Origin of the sequence: Blastococcus sp. TF02-09, from assembly GCF_003319105.1 — a bacterium.
Lineage (GTDB): Bacteria > Actinomycetota > Actinomycetes > Mycobacteriales > Geodermatophilaceae > Blastococcus.
This window is the reverse complement of sequence record NZ_QOHH01000015.1, coordinates 45572-63721: the sequence shown is the minus strand read 5'-3', so window position 1 is coordinate 63721 and position 18150 is coordinate 45572. Positions and strand designations below refer to the sequence as shown.

The window sequence follows — 18150 nt, the reverse complement described above, 5'->3', positions numbered from 1 at the left end:
GCGTCCGCGGGCACTCGTCCGGACACGCCCTGCGTGCCGGTCCCGGGACGCCGCAGGGCCAGGCCCTGCCGGTCCACACCCCGGCCGGCGGGGCCGCCCGGCCGCGTCGGGCCGCCCTGCCGCTAGCGTTCCTGCGGTGCACCGCCCCTGGCTCACCGCGGGCTTCCTGGCCGCCGCGCTCGGTGTGGCGGCGCTGACCGTCGGCCCCTCCCCCGGGCGGCTGCTGTTCACCGTCGCGCAGAGCGTGCCGGGTCTCGATGAGCTCTCCGCGTCCACCGTCGAGATGGCCGCCAACGTGCTGCTGTTCGTGCCCGTCGCGCTCCTCTTCGCCGCAGCGGTGCCGCGGCTGTCCGGAGCGGCCGTCTGGCTGATCTGCACCGCGGCCTCGGCGGGTGTGGAGACCGCCCAGCTCGTGCTGCCGGGCCGGGAGTCCTCCGCCCGGGACGTCGTCCTCAACTCCGCCGGGGCGCTGATCGGCGTGCTGCTCGGCTCCCTGGCCGGCCGCCGGCGATCGCGTTCACCCGGTTGAGCCCGCCGCTGGGCCGGCCCCGTTCCAGCCACTACCGTGGCGGATCGACCGGCTGAAGGGCGGACATGCAGGACGACGTGCAGGTGGGCCGGACGCCGCGCGTCGTCCCGCCGGTGCTGATGTACCACTCCGTCAGCCCGGCGACGACCCCCGACCCGAACCTCCTGCGGGTGCACCCAGACCGGCTGCACGCCCAGCTGCGCGCGCTGACCCGGATGGGGCTGCGCGGGGTCTCCCTGCGCGAGCTGGTCCGAGCCCGTGACCGGGGCGAGGGCGCCCGGCTGGTGGCCCTGACATTCGACGACGGGTACCGCGACTTCCTCGAGCATGCCGTTCCCGTCCTCGACCGGCACGGCATGACCGGCACCGTCTACGTCGTCACCGGCCGGCTGGGTGGCGAGAACGAGTGGGACGAGGGGCCGCGGCTGCCCCTGATGAATGCCGACGAGGTCCGCGCGGTGGCTGCCGCCGGCCACGAGGTGGGCAGCCACTCCACCAGCCATGCCCATCTCGCCGGCCTCGATCCGGCCGCCCTGCGCGAGGAGGTGACCGGTAGCCGCCTGGCGTTGGAGGAGGTGCTGGGCGGCCCGGTCGACGGCTTCTGCTACCCGTACGGCGACTTCGACGAGGCCGCAGCTCGGGCCGCCCGCGATGCCGGGTACGACCACGCCTGCGTGACGCGGGACTACTCCGTCGCCGACCGGTTCACCATCCCCCGCTTCTACGTCGGCCAGCAGGACACCGGTCCGCGCCTCGCCGCGAAGCTGGGCCGGCACCTTCTCGCCCGCGCGCGCTCGCGATGAGGGTGCTGCACGTCATCACCGGCCTGGCGGCCGGTGGCGCGGAGGTCCAGCTGCGCCTGCTGCTGCAGCACAGCCGGCACGACGCGGACGTCGTGGCGCTGTACAACGCCGGTTCGGTGGCCGAGCAGCTTCGCGCCGACGGCGTCACCGTCACCGACCTCGGGATGCGCAGCAACACGCAGGTCGGGGCGGTGCTGCGGCTGGCCCGGCTGATCAGGCGGGGCCGCTACGACGTCGTGCACACCCATCTCTTCCGCGCAGGGCTCTACGGCCGGCTCGCCGCCCGGCTCGCCCGCGTGCCCGTCGTCGTGGCCACCGAGCACTCGCTGCTCGACGACCAGCTGGAGGGACGGCCGGCCACCCGCGCCGTCCGGGCGCTGTACCTGGCGGCGGAGCGGCTCGGGCAGCGGACCGTGGCGGTCTCGACGTCGGTCCGGGACAACCTGCTCCGCTGGGGCATCGCGGCCGATCGCGTCGTCACCGTGCCCAACGGGCTGGACGTCGACGCGCTGGCCTTCGACCCCGCGGCCCGGACGGCGGTGCGGGCCGGCCTGGGCATCCCCGAGGGCGCCCACGTCGTGGGAGCGGTGGGCCGCCTCCACCCCGGCAAGAGGTTCGACGTCCTGCTGGACGTGCTGGCCCCAACCCTCGGGCCGGACCGCCACCTGCTGGTCGTCGGCGAGGGCGCGGAGCGGGAGGCGCTGACCGGTCTCGCCCGCGACCGTGGCGTCGCACCGTGGGTGCACCTGCCCGGGGAGCGCCCGGTCGCCACCCATCTGTCGGCGATGGACGTCCTGGCCTCGCCGTCGCGGTACGAGACGTTCGGGCTGGCGGTGCTGGAGGCGCTCGCGAACGGCCTGCCGGTGGTCTACCGCCGCTGCCCCGCGCTGGACGAGCTCGGGACGCCCGTGCCCGGCGCCCACGAGGCCACCGACGACGAGCTCCGGTCCCTGGTCGACGACGTCCTCTCCCGGCCCGCAGGGCCGCGCGTGCCGCCGACGGAGCTGCGCGGGCTGGACGTGCGGGCCGTGGCGGCGCGGGTCGACGACGTGTACGACGGCCCGTCCGTGCACCGACGGCGCGGACGATGACCCTCGAGGAGGACCGGACCACGAGCCCGGGGGGAGCGGCCGCTGCCGCCCGGCTGCCCTCGCTCCTGCGGCGCCTGGCCTTCGTCCGGCTGGCCCTGGCGGGGCAGGTCCTGACCTTCGCCGCGATGGTCGTGCCCATCCTGCTGCGGCGGTCGGACCAGGTGCTGATCCTGGTCTTCGCGTCGGCGATCACGGTGCTGCTGACCAACGCGGCGATGCTGGCCTACCCGTTCCTCTACCCCGTCGTCCGCGGACCCCGCATGGCCCGGGTGGCCACGGTCTGGTCGCTGGTCGCGCTGGTCGTGGTGTCGGCCGCGGTCGTGCTGGCTACTCCGCTGGAACCCGTCCTCGACCTCCCGTCGGGCACCTTCCTGGCCGCCGCCGTCCTCACCGGGACCCTGGGTCTGTACGACATGGCCGTCACGCGGGTGGTGCGGGCCGACGACACCACCGGTATCGGGCTGGCCCGCCTGTACTACGGCGTGGCCGTGCTGGTCCTCACGCTGATCACGAGCCTCGGCCCGTTCGGGCCACTGGCCCTGACGTTCGGCACGAGCCTGGCCTACGCCGTGGCCGCCGCCGGCCTCGCGGTACGCCGCCAGCACTGGGGGCCCCGGCTCCCCCGGGCCTCGCGGTCGACCCGCCGCCGGCTGCGGCGGGCCTACCTGGCCCGCAGCGTGCGTCCCGCCGTCGCCAGCCTGGCCGGCGGCTGGACGGTCTTCCTCCCCGGCCTGGCGATCCCCGGCCTGGGTGCGGCCGCCGAGCCGTGGGCCATCGTCAGCCGCATCTGCGGCGGCTTCGCCACGGTGCTGTACACGATCGTCGCCCCGCCGTTCGAGGCCCGGCTCAGCCAGGCGGTGCGCGAGCGGAGGCCGGCGGAGTTCGCGGCCGCGCGCCGCCGGGCCCTGCTGCTCAGCACAGCGGTGGCGGTGCTGGCCGTCGTCGCCGGCCTCGCGCTCGCGGCGTACTCGACCGAGCGGGATGCGGTCGCCGGCTGGTTCCTGCCGCTGGCGGGAGCCACCCTGCTGTTCTGGGGCCCGCTCCTCGCGGGGGCCACGATCAACCGGCTACCGAACTTCCTCGGGCGCGACCGGTCGCGGCTCTACTGGGACGCCGGCCGGGCGGTGCTGGTCACTGGCGCGTTCCTCGCCACGTCGGGCGTGACCCGGCTGATCGGAATGGGCGCAGTCCTGACCCTCTCGGCGGTCCTCCTGCTTCCGATGAGCCGGTGGCCGGCCGCCTCCCTGCCGCGGTCCTGAGCCCGGGTGGTCAGCGACGCACGCGCCGCACCACGCGGTCGCGCATCTCCCGCACCCAGGGGGCGCGCGTCTTGACGACGGCCACTGCGCCCGCGCGCGCCCTGGCCAGCAGTACGTACGCAGGGCCGCTCATGCCGGGCCGGGACAGCAGCAGGCGCTCCTGGACGAAAGGCTCGGGGCGCCACCGGAACTTGTAGTCCTCGAGCCCGCGCAGCATCGAGTAGCGCGCGGCACCCTGCTGCACTGCGAATTCGGGGTCGTGCCGCATGACGAGTGCCGCGGTGTCCACATCCTGCCGCAGCCGCGGCGAGATGCCGGCCAGGTAGGCGGAGACGGTGCCATGGCCGAGCAGCAGGATCTGCCCGAGCCGGACCTCGCCGTCCGCGCTGTACTCCGTCAGGGTGGCCGTTCCGTCGTCGACCATGCGCGTCAACGCCGTCGTCAGGTGGCGGCGGAAGCGTTCCCGGCGGTGCTCCGGATTGCCGCCGCGACCGGTCCACTGCTCCTCGTGCAGCCGGATCAGCCGGTCCACCGCCTGAGGTACCTCGTCGGCGGGCACGTGCCGGACCTCGATGCCGGCCTGGTCGACCTTGCGGAGCTTGCGCCGCATCGTCTTCGCGGACTTCGCCGGCATGCGGTCGAGCAGCTCTGGCAACGGAAGGGCGGGGAGTTCCAGGACCGTCGACGCCGGCAGCCGGGTCACCCGTCCCGGCCAGGCGCTCGTCCAGGCCCGGGCAGCGGCATCGGGCCGGAGCTCGGGGAGGTCGAGCACCTGCCAGCCCGGTGCGTCCAGCAACGCACGACCGAGAGCGTCGAGCGCCCCGCGTTCGTCCGCCGCGACGAGCACGTCGCTGTGATCGCTCTGGGCGCCACCCAGCGGGGTGAGGACCTGCCACGGTCCTCGACGGTCGCGGAACAGGGGTGCGGCGGCGACGAGCCGACCTCGACGGCGAACCGTCACGACGAACAGCTCACCTGCCGGCACGTAGGCGCCGGCCCAGGCGGTGACCCACGCGTGCGCCTGGAACGGCGTCGCGGGCGGCGATGCAGCGGCGTACAGCCGATCCCACTCGTCCGCGAGGGCCGCGAGCTCCGGACAGGTGCGGAGGACACGCGCCTCCAGATGATCCACGTAGCGCAGGCTAGCTGTCGGTTCCGGCGCTCCAGCCCGGTCCCGCTCGTCCGAGGGGTGCCTCAGTCGCGCCGCCCGGTCATCGCCTCGCGGAGCGCTCCCTCGCTCTCCGTGCCGACGATGGAGAACCCGTCGTCGGGATCGGCCAGGGTCGTGTAGACCGTGAAGACCGTGATCCACTCCCAGCCGGCGACCAGCCGGAGGGCCTCGGCCAGGTACTCGGCCCGCCGCGGCTCCGGCACGAAGTAGAACGTCCCAGGGGTGGTGCTGTACCCGAACTCGCCGACGACGACGTCGCGCCAGATCCCCTCGTCCTCGGCGACCTGTGCGCGCAACCGCTGGATGCCGCGGAAGGTCATGTCCTTGGTGCCCGTCGGGGTCTGCACGTCCGCGGAGCCGGCGGACCGGCCGGGATCGTAGCCTCGGCTCTCGTCCCCGGCGTAGGGATGCACGCCGAGCTGGTCGTAGAAGAACCGGTTCTCCGCGTTGCCACCGCGCTCCGCGAGGGCGGCGGAGAGCCGGCTCATGAATCCGAGGTCGTTGTTGCTGAGCACCCCGCCGATGATCTGGGCGTCCGGCTCGACCTCGTCCACGGCCTCCCAGACTGCCTTGAGCAGATCGGCGTAGGCCGCGGGGTCGGGCCCCTGCTGCCAGAAGGGCTGATGGTTCGGCTCGTTCCACACCTCGTAGCCGGAGACGTCGGTGCCGAAGCGCGCGACCAGCTGGGCGAAGAGGTCGGCCCAGCGCCGGGCGTCGGCCCCCTCGGGTCCGAACCACCGCCCCCGACCGTCCATCCACGCCGGCGTGCTGTTGACGTGCAGGTTGACGGCCAGCCCGAGCTGGCCAGCGCGCTCGACGAGGGGTTCCAGCGGGGTGGTGTCGCACTCGGGCGTGGTGCACAGCCAGCGCAGGTCGGCGGTGACCTGGATGCCCGCGGCGCCCTGGTCGGCGGCCGCCTCGACGGCCTCCATCGCGCTCTGGGCCGTCTGCCGGCGGCCGTCGGGCAGGTCCCCGCCGACCGGCACCACGCTCAGGAAGACCCCTGTCGCGGCGGGGGAAGCGGTCGTGTCCTCCGTGCCGTCGTGCCGCACCGTCACCACCACCGCGACCAGGGTCAGGATCAGGACGAGCGCCGCGCTCCACCACACCACCCGCGGTGTCGGGTGCACAGCACGGTGTCGGCCGGTCACCCGCACGGGGGAGAACCTCCTGAACACCTCGTACGCGACCCGGATGGATGCGACTGGACTGCAATCATGACCTCAGTTCGCCAGGCGGCGCCGTCGCCCCCGCTGCGACCTGTCGCGAGGAGGAGGGACGACCGTGGCCCCGACCCGCCGATTCCTCGCGCGCCCGGCCACCTGGCTGGCCGCGGCGCTGCTCAGCACGTCGCTGCAGCCGGCGTCAGGACCGGACGGCCCACCGGTCTCCGTCAGCGACCTCGTCGTCGCCGTGGCAGTGGCTCTGGCCGGGCGCGAGCTCCTGCGGGGCGAAGGGCGAGGGGCGGCCCGGTCGGTGCCGGCGATCGGCTTCTGGGCCCTGGGCCTGGTCAGCGCGCTCACCGCCCTGGCGGCGCACGACTTCCCCGACAACGTGGTGGGAGGTGCGCGGTTCGTCCAGCTCTTCTGCCTCGTGCCGCTCGCCGTGCTGCTGGCGGTGCGCAGCCGGTCGGACGCGTACATCCTGCTGGGCGGGCTGCTCGGGCTGGCCTTCCTGCAGGGCGGCCTCGGAATCGTGCAGGCGGCAACCGGCACCGGGGCCGACATCGACGGCGAGGCCGTCCGGGCCGTCGGGACGTTCGGTGCCTACGACATCAGCGCGATGGCCGAGATCACCGCGCTCGGGCTCGTCGTGTGCCTCGCCCTCGGCGTGGTGCTGAGCGGGCGGTCGCGGTGGTGGGCCCTGGGCGGCGCAGCATTCCTCGCCCTCCCGCTGGCCCTGTCGCTCACCCGCGGGGCATGGGTCGCGGCAGCCGTGGCGGCGATGATCGTGGTCAGCCGCGGCAGAGCGCTGCGCATGCTCGGCGCCGTGGCGGCCGTGGCCGTCGTGTCCGCAGGGGTCCTGCCCGTCCTCGTGGCCCACGGCGGCGAGCTCGCCGACCGGGTGACGAGCGTGGTGAGCGGGACGCCGGACCAATCGCTGATCGACCGCTTCGCTCTGTGGAAGGCCGCCCGTCAGATGGCGTTCGACCACCCCCTGACCGGGGTCGGGCCGCGCGCCTTCGTCGAGCACCGCGACGCCTACGCCGACCTCTCCCTGCTCGGGTCGAGCGACATCGCCTTCGGTGGGGACTTCGAGCAGGTGGCCCTGGAGTCGCCGCACAACTTCTACCTCCTGGTCGCCAGCGAGCGAGGTCTGGTGGCAGCCGGGCTGTTCGTCGTCGTCTTCCTGGTCCTGCTGGCCCGCGGGCTCGTCCGCTCGGCCCGTCCCCGTTCCGACCTGAGCACCGCGCTCGCGCTGGCCGGGACCGGGGTCCTGGCCTATTACCTGACGAGCATGCTGGCGGCGGACCTCGGCGGGCCCGGTTCGCTGTTCCTGGCCGTCGCGCTGGGCCTGGCGGGCTGGGCGGCGGCCGACGAGGACCTGCCCGACGACCGGGCCGGCGCGCCCGCCACGGACCCCGCACCCCAGGAACGGGTGCTCGAGGAGGTGCCCGCGTGAGCACCCCGGTTCCCGGCACGAGCGGGCGGCTGCCGGACGCGGGGGTGGCCCGCCGGCGCTGGTGGTGGGTACCGGCCGGCGCCGTCTCGGGGCTGGTCGTGGGGCTCGGGCTCGGGGTGGCGCAGTCGTCCACCTACGAGTCGACGGCCTACCTGACGGTGACGGCGGAGGACGTCGACGATCCCAGCAGCGTCGCGCGCAGCACGCAGGCGCTCGCCCGGCTGGCGACGGCGCCGGGCATCGTCGCCGATCCGCTGCGCGAGGCCGGTCTGGCCGAGCAGGCGGACGACCCCCGGATGTTCGTGCTCGTCCAGGCCGCTCCGGACGCACCGATCATCAGCGTCACCGGGACGTCGGACGATCCGCGCACCGCGCAGCGGACGGCGGACGTGGTGAGCCGGGCGCTGGTCGAGGTCGACGCCTTCGACCCCTACGACGTCACCACCATCGGCCCGGCGCTCCTGCCGGAGGAACCGACGACGCCCGGTTGGCTGCTGCCCGCCGGCGGCGCGGGCGTCGGCGTCGCCGTCGCGACGGTCCTCGCCACCACGTTGCCCGGAGGCACCCGGCGGCGGCGCGCTCCCGTCGGCGACTAGGCCGACGCCGGCTGCGCCCTCTGCCGGGCGCGGCGGTCCAGCAGCTGCGCCGCACCGGCACCGGCGAGCAGGCCCACGACGGCAGCACCGCCGACCAGCGGGAGCGCGGGGAACTGATCCGTCTCGCTGCGGGGGCGGGCGTCGGTCACCTGGGCCAGGTCGTAGCCGGGGACCTGGTCGCCGTCCGCCTCGCCCACGATCTCGCCGGCCGCGGCGTTCGCCCAGGCGGCCGAGGTCTCCGCGTTCCCGGTGGTGGCCTGCACCGACACCAGCGGTGCGTCCTCGGACGCGGCGACGACCAGGTCGTCCTCGAGCTCGGCCCGGCTGACGCCCAGTGTCTGGCCGACGCGGTCGCGCACGGAGTCGGAGTCGGCGATCTCCGCCCAGATCGAGGTGATGGGCATGGACACCTCGTCGGCGGGGTCCTCGGGCAGCACGGCGACCAGTGCCTCGGACGTGTACTGCGGCGCACGCTGGGCCTCGAAGACGAAGGCCGCGCCCCCGAGCACCACGGCACCGACGAGCGGCAGCACGAGGTGCGTCACCCGGGATGCCCTCCTGCGTGAGGACCACCGGGCAGGCGCCGCCGTACGGAGGTCTGCCGCGGGGTGCGAGGGGCCCATCTGCTGGGTCGCCCCGGACCGCGCCGGAGAGCCGCCCTTCCTCGTCATCCGGCCAGCGTAGGGCTGCGGCCCCTCGGCTCCGGTCCCGGCGCACGAACGGGTGACAGGCGACCGCATGATGCGCCCTCACACGGAGTGACGACGAGCCGCAGAGCCGCTATACCGGAGGTGTAGTCGGTCACTCGGCGGCACGAGACCCCGACCGTGCGGCGTCGGCCCGTCATGATGACCGAAAGACGCAGGTCAGACGACATCTGCGGGGCGCGGGACAACGGGGGGTGCGATGACCAGCGGTTCGGTTCCGCGGTCGCCGCACCCTGCTCCCCTCGTCAGCCGACGAGGTGCCGGCCTGTCCTGGTCCATACGGCTCGTGCTCGCCGTCCTCGCCCTCGTGGGCTTTGCCGTTCTCCTCACCGCCCTGTCGACCGAGGCGCGGGCCGACGGCGAGGCCCCCGGGAGTTCGTCCAGCGCGCCCGGCCGCGCGACGCACGCAAACGCACCGTCTCCCGGCGATCCGGCGGAGAAACCCGCGGAGCCTGGCCCGGACGCTCGGGCGACGGCCGGACCCGAGGACCCTCCGCCCTCCGGCGACGGCGACCCCGGGCAGGCCGAGGACCACGGCCTGCCCGGGAGCGGCGACCCGGGCGACGGCGTGAGCCAGGGCGGCGACCCCGGCAACGGCGCGGGCCTCGGCAACGGCGGTGGCAACGGGGGTGGCAACGGGCCGTTCGAGCCCTCGGTGCTGCCGGTGCTCGACGTGGCCGCACCCCTCCCGCTGCCGCCTCTCGCTCCGCCCGTCATCACCGGCGACCTCCCGCTGTCGGTCACCACCGCCCAGCCGGCCTCCGTCGGCTCGGTCGTCCGCGCCGTGCCCACGACGCCGGATGCCCCGTCGACGACGAGCAAGGCGCCCGCCGAGGACGCGTCCGACGAGGCCGGGACCCCGGTCGCGGCACCGAAGGCACCCGCGCCGGCACAGCACGCCCCGCCTCGTGCCGACCGGGCTCCGCACGCCGACGAGGAGCTGTGCGAGCACGCCCCGGCCGGCTCCGTGGCCGTCCCGGCGACCGACGGGTCCTCCTCCCCCGCCCAGGCGGGGCCGAGCCGGCCGGCGGACCCGGTCGACCCGCCCCGACCCGTCGTGCCCTCGGCGCCGGCGTCGCCCGCCCCACCCGCGCCTGCCGCCCCGTGCGGGGCGGGCACCGCCGGCGCGCACTCCGCCGGCGGGAGCCACGACGACGCCGCGTCTCCGCTCGCCGTGCTCGGGGACGCGGTCACCGCCTCGCTGGCCCGCGAGTCCGCCCGCGCCGTCTCGGGCCGCGCGGGTTCCGGCACCGGCGGTGCCGGCAACCCCGGCGACCGACCGGACTGACCCCGGTCCTGCCCTGACCGGCGCCCCGTCGCGCGCCGGACCTCCGCACCTCCTCGTGGCGCACCTCTGCGCGCCCTCCCCCGGACCGTCGCGTCCGGCTCACCAGCACGTCCAGCGCTCCATGCCGAGGACCACCTGAGATGACCAAGAGCCTCAAGCCCCCGCAGCCCCGCGTGGAGGCCTTCCCCCTGACCGGGGCGGAGGCGCCCGCGCGCGTCGCCCCGCCGTCGGTTCGGCCCCTCGCCCGGGGGGAGTCCACTCGGCCGGCCCGACGACGCTGGGCACGGATCACCCGCTTCAGCGTCCGCCCGCTGCTGGTGGCACTCGACGTGGCCGCGGTCGTCGTCGGCATCGCGCTGCTCCAGCTCGCCGTCGGCGACGTGGAGCTTCCCGGCCCGGCGATCAAGACGCTGGTCTTCGGCGCCTTCTACCTCCTCTGCCTGTGGGCCGGCGGCCTCTACCGCTCCCGGCTGTCGCTCTCGGCCCTCGACGACCTGCCCGCGCTCGCCGGCCGGGCGCTCGCCGCCGCCGCCCTCTCCACCGTCACGCAGATCGCCTGGGCGGAGCTGACGTCCGGCGTCTACACGGTGTCCTTCCCCGCCCTCGGCGGCGCGCTCGCCGTGACCGTCGCCCTCGTGCTGTTCCGGGCGGCCGGCTACGCCGTCGTCCGCCGGCTGCGCGCCCACGGGCTGGTCGCCCACCGCACCCTCGTCCTCGGCGCCGGCCGGGTGGGCAACCGGGTCGCGGAGGTGCTGCGCGCCCACCCCGAGTACGGCCTGCGCCCGGTCGGCTTCCTCGACGCCGACCCGCCGGAGACCACGCAGCCCCGCATCCTGCCCGTGCTCGGCGGTCCCGAGGTCCTGTCCCGCGTGCTGGTGCAGGGCGGGGTGCGCACCGTGGTCGTCGCCTTCTCCTCCATGAAGGAATCGGAGATGGTGAGCCTGATCCGCACCTGCGACCGGCTCAGCTGCGAGCTGTTCGTCGTCCCCCGGCTGTTCGAGCTGCACCAGGTGGAGAACTCGATGGACACCGCCTGGGGGTTCCCGCTCGTGCGCCTGCGCCGGGCCACCTACCGCAGCCGGGCATGGGCGATGAAGCGGGCCATGGACGTCCTGGTCTCGGGCCTGACGATCGTGTTCCTCGCACCGGTGCTGGCGCTGGTCGCACTGGCGGTCCGGCTCGACGGGAAGGGCGGGATCCTGTTCCGCCAGGAGCGCGTCGGCGTCGACGGGCACCACTTCGAGCTGCTCAAGTTCCGCTCGCTGCGCCCCGCCACCGAGACCGAGTCGCAGACGATGTGGAACATCGGCGAGGACCCGCGGGTGACGCGGGTCGGCCGGTTCCTGCGGAAGACCTCGCTGGACGAGCTGCCGCAGCTGTTCAACATCCTGCGCGGCGACATGAGCCTGGTCGGGCCCCGCCCGGAGCGGCCGCACTTCGTCAGCCAGTTCCGCACCCGCTACCCCAGCTACGAGGCGCGCCACCGGGTGCCGTCGGGGCTCACCGGCTGGGCGCAGGTGCACGGGCTGCGCGGGGACACCTCGATCGCCGACCGCGCGCGCTTCGACAACTACTACATCGAGAACTGGTCGCTCTGGCTGGACGTGAAGATCCTGCTGCGCACGGTCAGCTCGGTCGTCCGGGGCACCGGCCGGTGACGTCCGGGCCCCTGGACGACGTCACCGGCACCCGGGTGCTGCACGTCGTGCAGAAGTTCAGCAGCGGGGTGGGCTCGGCGATCGCGCAGTACACCCGCTCGCTGCCCGAGGTGGAGCACCACCTGCTCTCGGGCACCCCGGTGGACGGCGAGGGCGACCTCGCCGAGCAGGCCGACTTCGCGAGCACCGCCGAGATGACCGGCTCGCACCGGGCCAAGGTGCGGCGCGTCCGTGAGGTGGTGCGGGCGCTGCGTCCGGACGTCGTGCACGCGCACTCCAGCCACGGGGGCGGGTACGCGCGGCTCGCCGTGGCCCGCACCCGGCACCGCATCGTCTACACCCCGCACTGCTACGCCTTCGAGCGCCGGGACGTCGCCGCGCCGGTGCGCGGCGCCTTCTGGCTGGCCGAGGCGCTGCTGGCGGTCAACACGTCGGCCTTCGCGGCCTGCTCCCCCCGCGAGCAGGAGCTCTCGGCGTGGCCGACCCACCGCGCCCCGCGCTACCTGGTGCCGAACATCGCGCCCGCTGTCGTCCCCGTACGCGCGGAGCGCGAGCCCGGCGACCTCCTGGTGGTCGGTGGCGGCCGGCTCTCGGCGCAGAAGGACCCCGACTTCTTCCTGCGGTTCGTCGGGCTGCTGCGGACCCGGCTGCCGCGGCTGCGCGCCGTCTGGCTGGGCGACGGCGACCCGACCGCCCGCGCCGCACTGGAGGCGGGGGGCGTGGCGGTGTCCGGCTGGCTGCCCCGCGCCGAGGCGCTGCCGGCGCTCGCGGCCGCGGACCTGTACCTGCACTCGGCGCTGTGGGAGGGCTTCCCGCTGATGGTCGCCGAGGCCACCGCCCTGGGCGTGCCCACCCTGGTGCGCCGGCTGCCGAGCTTCGCCGACGTGCCGTCCGAACTGACCCTGACGGGTGCGGACGACGTCGCGGGCGCCCTGGCCTGCCTGACCGACGTGCCGGCGGCGAAGGCGAACGTCTCGCGGTGGTCGGCGCACCTGGCGGGCAACACCGAGGCGGACCAGCGCGCCGCGCTCGTCGCCGTGTACGCCGGCTCCCCGCGCTGACCGCTGCCCCGCGGTGGCGCCTCCGGCGTCGACCCGCCCGTGCCTTCGATTGCGTGCGATCTAATCCTTGCAGGTGACACGCGCCGCACACCCGTCAAGAAGCTGCGTTCCCGTGCCGTTCCGTAACTCATGCCTCTGCACCGTCGGCTCGACGTCCGGCTCACAGCCGCTGTGCTGCTGACCGTCGTCGCCCTGACGAGCGCGGCCCCCACCCGGGTGCCGACCGTGGTCCTGGTGGCGGTCGCCGCCGTCGTCGTCCCCGTCGTGGGGATCGTCGTGCACCGTCCCCGCCCGCTGCTGCCGTGGCTGGCGGTGGCGGCGATGCTGGGGTTCTGGGCCGCGGGCATGCTCGACCTGGTGGCCGACCCCGGCGCCGAGCTCGCGGCCTCCGCGCTGACCCAGTGCGGCCTGGTGGTCGCGATCGGGCTCATCGCCTCGATCTTCGTCCGCCGTCGCCGGGCGGCCGGCGCGCCGCGACCGCAGCGGACCCGGGCCGAGGCCTTCGGACGCCGGGCCGACCAGTACGTCGTCGGCGCCGTGGTCGCCCTGGGCGTCGCGCAGGTCGTCGCCACCGCCGCGAGTCTCGGCGACCCGACGCACACCTGGGCCGCGGTCGTCGCGCCGGTCGACGTCGTCCTCGCCTGCCTGCTCCTGCGGTTCGCCGCCTCGCGGCACCACCTCGGCGCCAGCGGCGCCCTGCTGATCGCGGCGGCGCTCTCCACCGCCCTCTGCGACGCCCTGGGCACCATGGACGGCGTCCGCTTCGTCCTGCCCGACGACGGCCTCGCCGTCCTCTGGACCGCCGCGGCCCTGCTCTACGCGTGCGCCGCGGTGCAGCCGAGCATGGCGGTGGTCTTCACCCCCGCGCTGCTGCAGCACCGCCGGAGCGAGTCGGCGCGGCTGCTGGGCCTGGCGCCGCTGGCGCTCATCCCGGGCGCCCTCTACGCGATCGGCGGGGCCGGGCTGGGCCAGCGCCTGCCGACGTGGGCCTACCTCTCCGTCGCCGCGCTGGTCGGTGTGCTGGCCGTCCTCCGCGGAGCCCAGGCCGTGCGCAGCAGCGAGCGGCGGGCGACGCAGGACCCGCTGACCTCCCTGGCCAACCGCCGGGGACTCAGCCAGGCCTTCGACGCGCTGCTGGCGGGCTCGGCGTCCGGGCCGGGGCCGGTCGGGCGGGTGTGCCTGATGGACCTCGACCACTTCAAGCACGTCAACGACACGTTCGGGCACGAGACCGGGGACCGGCTGCTGGTCGCCGTCGGCACGCGGCTGCGTTCCGCCGTCGGCGCGCGGGGCACGGTGGCGCGGTCCGGTGGCGACGAGTTCGTCCTGCTCCTGACCCCCGGAGCCCCGAGCCCGGACGAGCTGCTGCACGCGGTGTTCCGCGAGCCCTTCGTCCTGGAGACGCCGCTGGCGCGGCACCCCCAGGCCGTGACGGTGAGCGCGGGCTGGACGGAGCTGCACGCGGCCTCGCAGCTGACCGAGTCGCTGGCCGACGCCGACGTCGCCCTCTACTCGGTCAAGACCACCGGCCGCGCTGCGGTCGCCTGCTTCTCCCAGCGGATGCGCGAGGACGTCCTCGGCCGGCTGTCCATCGCCGAGGACCTGCGGCGGCTGCTGGCCGGTGGCACCGACGCCGGGAGCCTGGAGCTGCGCTACCAGCCGCTGGTGGCCCTGGCCGACGGCGCGGTGCTCGGCTGCGAGGCGCTGGTCCGCTGGCGCCACCCCGAGCGCGGGCTGCTCGCGCCGGACGCCTTCCTCGGCCTGGCCGAGGAGCACGGGCTGGCCGCCCGGATCGACGAGCAGGTGCTGATCGCGGCGCTGGCCCAGCTCGCCACGTGGGACCGGGCGAGCTCGCGGCGGCTGTTCATGAGCGTGAACCTCGGCCGGTCGAGCATGCTGGACCCCGGGCTGGACGACCGCGTGCGATCCGCCCTGGCCGCCTCGGGCATCGATCCCACGCGGCTGCACCTGGAGATCACCGAGCACGAGGAGCTGCCGTCGACCGCGGGGGTCGCCCCGCTGTCCCGGCTGGCGGCGATGGGCGTGCACGTCAGCCTGGACGACTTCGGCGTCGGCTACACCTCGCTCGAGTACGTCCGCCGCTACCCCATCAGCACGCTGAAGATCGACCGCTCGCTGGTGGAGGAGCTGCGGCACGAGGAGACGTCGGACCTGCTGCGCGGCGTCGTGCTCATGGCCGGGTGCCTCGGGATCACGGTGCTGGCGGAGGGCATCGAGACCGCGGTCCAGCACGAGCGGCTCCTCGCCCACGGGGTGGAGCAGGGCCAGGGCTACGCGTTCGCGCCGCCGCTGGAGCACGACCGGTTCGCCGCCCGTGCGTTCACGCCGACCCAGCGGGCGCTCGCGGCCTTCTGAGCCGGCGGCGCGCTACCCCGCGCGGCGCCCCAGGGCCCGGTAGCTCCAGCCGGCGGCGGTCCAGGCGTCGCGGTCGAGGGCGTTGCGGCCGTCGAGCACCCGCTTCTGGACCGGACCGGCAGCTCAGCGCGGGGCGGCGCGGCCGGGCAGCACGTCGTTGACGGTCACGGTCTCGACGTCAGTAGACCGCCTCAGGGCCCAAGCCGCCGGCAGCACCAGGCGCGGCGCGACACCGACGACGACACCGACGAGGAAGGCGACGGCAGCCAGCGCCTCGCCCGACTCCTCAAGGTAGGTGGCGGTGGCCGCCCAGCCGGCAGGCACGACCGTCGAGACGGCTGACAGCCCGACCGAAGCCCCGGCGTAGAGGGCGAGCGTGCCCAGCACGCGGCGGCGGTCACGGCGCTCGGTGCGGGTAAGCACCCAGAGTCCGGCGACGACGGCTGCGGCAATCAGTACGCTGGCGGCGATAGCTCCCGCATCGCCGAGTCCGTCGCGCAGGACCCGCATGCCCTCGACGTGCACCGTGCCGCCAACCTTGACCGTGGCAATCAGCGCGGCAACCAGAGAGACGGCCAGCCACCAGGTGCGTCGGGTGGGCGTGCGGGCGGCGCCGACGACGGCGGCGACGGCGGCGAAGGCGAAGAGTGCGGCGACGAACATGCGCGGCGCTGCGTAGGGAGCGTCCATGTCCAGCGCTCGGGCCACCGGCCCCGTCGAGCCGGTGAGCCGGACGATGTACCCGGCCGTCATCAGCGCCACGGCGAGCGCCGCGAGGCCGATACCGACCGGCGGCAGCGGGATCGCGCGACGGCGGGCAGCTGGCACCCGCGGAGCGGCGGCGACGGGCAAGTTGGCCGTGGTGAGCAGCGACGGGTGCTGCGCGTGCTGATCGGCCAGGCGCATGCCCTTGCCGAGCACGATGCCACCTGCGACTGCGACCACCAGCCACAGCGCCAGCCCGCCCAGAATCCATGCCCACGTCACGAGATCATCATCGTCAGGCGGGGACCGGAACGTGACTAGCCCGTCACGGATGAGTGCGTTTCCGTCCCAGCGACCTCACCCGACCCGCCGCGCGCGTTCATTCGAGGTCGGCCAGGTAGTCGGTGAGCGCGGGCCGCCAGTCGCGCGGCGTGAACCCCGTGGCCTGGATCTTGCTCAGGTCGAGCACGCTGTTGAGCGGGCGAGGCGCCGCATCCGGCTTGTCCGCGAAGTACTTCTCGGTACTGGTCCGCGCGACGTCGCCGGCGGACCGGCCCCGCGCCTCGAACACCGCGGCCGCGACGTCGGCCCAGGACGCGGGCTCGCCGGCGTTGGTCAGGTTGTAGGTGCCGTAGGGCGCGCGGGTGGCCAGCAGGTGGTCGATGCCCGCGGCGAGGTCGGGGGTGAACGTCGGGCGGCCGATCTGGTCGTCGACGACGGTGGGCGAGATCCCGCGGTCGGCCAAGCCGGCCATCGTGCGGACGAAGTTGTTCCCCTCGCCCACGACCCAGGTGGTCCGGATCAGGTAGTGCTTGGTCACGTGGCCGGCGTAGGTGTCGCCGTCGGCCTTGCTCTGCCCGTAGACGCTCAGCGGGTGGGCCGGCCAGTCCTCCGGGTGCGGGCCCTCGTGCAGCCCGTCGAACACGTACTCGCTGGAGACGTGCACGAGCACGGCGCCGCAGGTGCGCACCGCGCGGGCCAGCGCGCCGACGGCGTCGGCGTTGGCGGCGCGCACGGCGGCGAGATTGGCCGGGTCCTCGGCGGCGTCGACCGCCGTCCAGGCCGCGGCGTTGAGGACGACGTCGACGCCGTCCCAGCGGAAGTCGCGGACGGCCGCGGGGTCGGAGACGTCGAGCCGCGACCGGTCCAGGGCCACGGCGTCGGGGAACTGCCGCTGCAGCGCCCGGCCGAGCTGGCCGTTCGCGCCGAGGATGAGGGTCGTCACTGGCCGGCGGCCGCGTACTGCGCCTCGACCTCGCCCTTGAGCGGGCGCCACCACGCCTCGTTCTCGCGGTACCAGTCGACGGTGGCGGCCAGGCCGTCCCGGAAGTCGGTGTAGCGCGGGGCCCAGCCCAGCTCGTCGCGCAGCTTGGACGCGTCGATGGCGTAGCGGAGGTCGTGGCCGGCGCGGTCGGTGACGGAGTCGAAGGCGTCCGCCGGCTGCCCGGTCAGCTCCAGGATGAGGCCGAGCACCTCGCGGTTGTTCTTCTCGCCGTCGGCACCGATCAGGTAGGTCTCCCCCGACCGGCCCTTCTCGAGGATCAGGTGCACCGCGGCGTTGTGGTCGTCGACGTGGATCCAGTCGCGGACGTTCTCGCCGGCGCCGTACAGCTTGGGGCGGAGACCTGCGAGCACGTTGGTGATCTGCCGCGGGATGAACTTCTCGACGTGCTGGTACGGCCCGTAGTTGTTCGAGCAGTTGGAGATCGTGGCGTGGATGCCGAACGAGCGCACCCAGGCGCGCACCAGCAGGTCGGAGCCGGCCTTGGTGGACGAGTACGGGCTGCTCGGGTTGTACGGGGTCTCCGGGGTGAACTTGGCGGGGTCGTCGAGCTCGAGGTCGCCGTAGACCTCGTCGGTGGAGATGTGGTGCAGCCGGACGCCGTGCGTGCGCACCGCCTCGAGGATCGTGAACGTGCCGATCAGGTTGGTCTGCAGGAACGGCGAGGGGTCGCGCAGCGAGTTGTCGTTGTGCGACTCGGCGGCGAAGTGGACGACGACGTCGTGGCGGGCGACCAGCCGGTCGACCAGGTCGGCGTCGGCGACGGACCCGTGGACGAACTCGATGTCGCCGCGCACCGGCGCCAGCGAGGCCTCGTTGCCGGCGTAGGTCAGGGCGTCGAGCACGGTCACGGAGTGCTCGGGGTGCTCGCGCAGCGTCTGGTGCACGAAGTTGGCACCGATGAAGCCGGCGCCTCCGGTGACGAGCATGCGCATCGTTCGAGATCCTCCGCCTTGTCGCGCACCTCGCCCGCGGAGCCGCCGCCCGGCATCCCGCTCGTGG

At 74.7% G+C, this 18150-nt stretch carries 16 protein-coding genes; 10 read left to right on the top strand and 6 right to left on the bottom strand.

Features of this window, described 5'->3' with window-relative positions; genetic code table 11:
• Positions 1-136: 136 nt before the first annotated feature.
• From DQ239_RS18755 to DQ239_RS18740, 4 genes are all read left to right on the top strand, one after another.
• A complete protein-coding gene (locus DQ239_RS18755; RefSeq protein ID WP_113835936.1) occupies positions 137-529 on the top strand; it encodes a VanZ family protein in 393 nt (130 codons plus the stop codon).
• Between the two features lie 65 nt (positions 530-594).
• The gene (locus tag DQ239_RS18750; protein WP_199583171.1) at positions 595-1332 is read left to right on the top strand and encodes a polysaccharide deacetylase family protein; all 738 of its coding nucleotides are present in this window, start codon (positions 595-597) and stop codon (positions 1330-1332) included.
• Positions 1329-2423 (top strand): glycosyltransferase, encoded by a 1095-nt coding sequence (locus DQ239_RS18745; protein WP_113835935.1) that lies wholly within the window; start codon positions 1329-1331, stop codon positions 2421-2423. Before DQ239_RS18750 ends, DQ239_RS18745 begins: the two co-directional genes overlap by 4 nt.
• Positions 2420-3682 carry a hypothetical protein gene (locus DQ239_RS18740; RefSeq protein ID WP_113835934.1) on the top strand — a complete coding sequence of 421 codons (1263 nt, stop codon included), beginning with the start codon at positions 2420-2422 and terminating at the stop codon, positions 3680-3682. Before DQ239_RS18745 ends, DQ239_RS18740 begins: the two co-directional genes overlap by 4 nt.
• 10 nt (positions 3683-3692) lie before the next feature.
• Here the strand turns inward: DQ239_RS18740 and DQ239_RS18735 are convergent, their stop codons facing one another.
• Both DQ239_RS18735 and DQ239_RS18730 read right to left on the bottom strand, forming a co-directional pair.
• Positions 3693-4814, bottom strand: a complete 1122-nt coding sequence (locus tag DQ239_RS18735) for a GNAT family N-acetyltransferase (protein ID WP_113835933.1) — start codon at positions 4812-4814, stop codon at positions 3693-3695.
• A 62-nt stretch (positions 4815-4876) separates the two neighbouring features.
• Positions 4877-5983, bottom strand: coding sequence for a hypothetical protein (locus DQ239_RS18730; RefSeq protein WP_147252175.1), 1107 nt, complete (start codon positions 5981-5983; stop codon positions 4877-4879).
• Between the two features lie 154 nt (positions 5984-6137).
• Between DQ239_RS18730 and DQ239_RS18725 the strand changes: the two genes are divergently transcribed.
• Together DQ239_RS18725 and DQ239_RS18720 are read left to right on the top strand one after the other, a co-directional pair.
• Positions 6138-7475 carry an O-antigen ligase family protein gene (locus DQ239_RS18725; RefSeq protein WP_113835931.1) on the top strand — a complete coding sequence of 446 codons (1338 nt, stop codon included), beginning with the start codon at positions 6138-6140 and terminating at the stop codon, positions 7473-7475.
• The gene (locus DQ239_RS18720; RefSeq protein ID WP_113835930.1) at positions 7472-8071 is read left to right on the top strand and encodes a hypothetical protein; all 600 of its coding nucleotides are present in this window, start codon (positions 7472-7474) and stop codon (positions 8069-8071) included. The genes DQ239_RS18725 and DQ239_RS18720 overlap by 4 nt, the downstream gene beginning before the upstream one ends.
• On the opposite strand, the gene DQ239_RS18715 is transcribed toward DQ239_RS18720, so the two are convergent.
• Complete coding sequence (locus DQ239_RS18715) at positions 8068-8616, bottom strand: hypothetical protein (RefSeq protein ID WP_113835929.1); 549 nt, start codon at positions 8614-8616, stop codon at positions 8068-8070. The genes DQ239_RS18720 and DQ239_RS18715 overlap by 4 nt on opposite strands.
• Positions 8617-9346: 730 nt before the next feature.
• On the opposite strand from DQ239_RS18715, the gene DQ239_RS18710 reads away from it, so the two are divergent.
• From DQ239_RS18710 to DQ239_RS18695, 4 genes are all read left to right on the top strand, one after another.
• Positions 9347-10066 (top strand): hypothetical protein, encoded by a 720-nt coding sequence (locus DQ239_RS18710; protein ID WP_147252174.1) that lies wholly within the window; start codon positions 9347-9349, stop codon positions 10064-10066.
• Positions 10067-10206: 140 nt separating this feature from the next.
• Positions 10207-11724 (top strand): sugar transferase, encoded by a 1518-nt coding sequence (locus tag DQ239_RS18705; RefSeq protein ID WP_113835927.1) that lies wholly within the window; start codon positions 10207-10209, stop codon positions 11722-11724.
• Positions 11721-12785, top strand: coding sequence for a glycosyltransferase (locus DQ239_RS18700; RefSeq protein WP_113835926.1), 1065 nt, complete (start codon positions 11721-11723; stop codon positions 12783-12785). Before DQ239_RS18705 ends, DQ239_RS18700 begins: the two co-directional genes overlap by 4 nt.
• A gap of 129 nt (positions 12786-12914) precedes the next feature.
• A complete protein-coding gene (locus tag DQ239_RS18695; RefSeq protein WP_147252173.1) occupies positions 12915-15161 on the top strand; it encodes a bifunctional diguanylate cyclase/phosphodiesterase in 2247 nt (748 codons plus the stop codon).
• 123 nt (positions 15162-15284) lie between these two features.
• Here DQ239_RS18695 and DQ239_RS20180 read toward each other — a convergent pair whose 3' ends face one another.
• The 3 genes from DQ239_RS20180 to rfbB all read right to left on the bottom strand — a co-directional run bounded on the left by DQ239_RS20180 (position 15285) and on the right by rfbB (position 18083).
• Positions 15285-16148: a hypothetical protein gene (locus DQ239_RS20180; RefSeq protein WP_147252172.1), complete on the bottom strand. Its 864-nt coding sequence runs from the start codon at positions 16146-16148 to the stop codon at positions 15285-15287.
• A 97-nt stretch (positions 16149-16245) separates the two neighbouring features.
• Positions 16246-17091 (bottom strand): NAD(P)-dependent oxidoreductase, encoded by an 846-nt coding sequence (locus tag DQ239_RS18685; RefSeq protein ID WP_158544901.1) that lies wholly within the window; start codon positions 17089-17091, stop codon positions 16246-16248.
• Entirely contained in the window at positions 17088-18083 is a 996-nt protein-coding gene (gene rfbB / locus DQ239_RS18680; protein ID WP_113835922.1) for a dTDP-glucose 4,6-dehydratase, read from the bottom strand. The genes DQ239_RS18685 and rfbB overlap by 4 nt, the downstream gene beginning before the upstream one ends.
• Positions 18084-18150 lie beyond the last annotated feature (67 nt).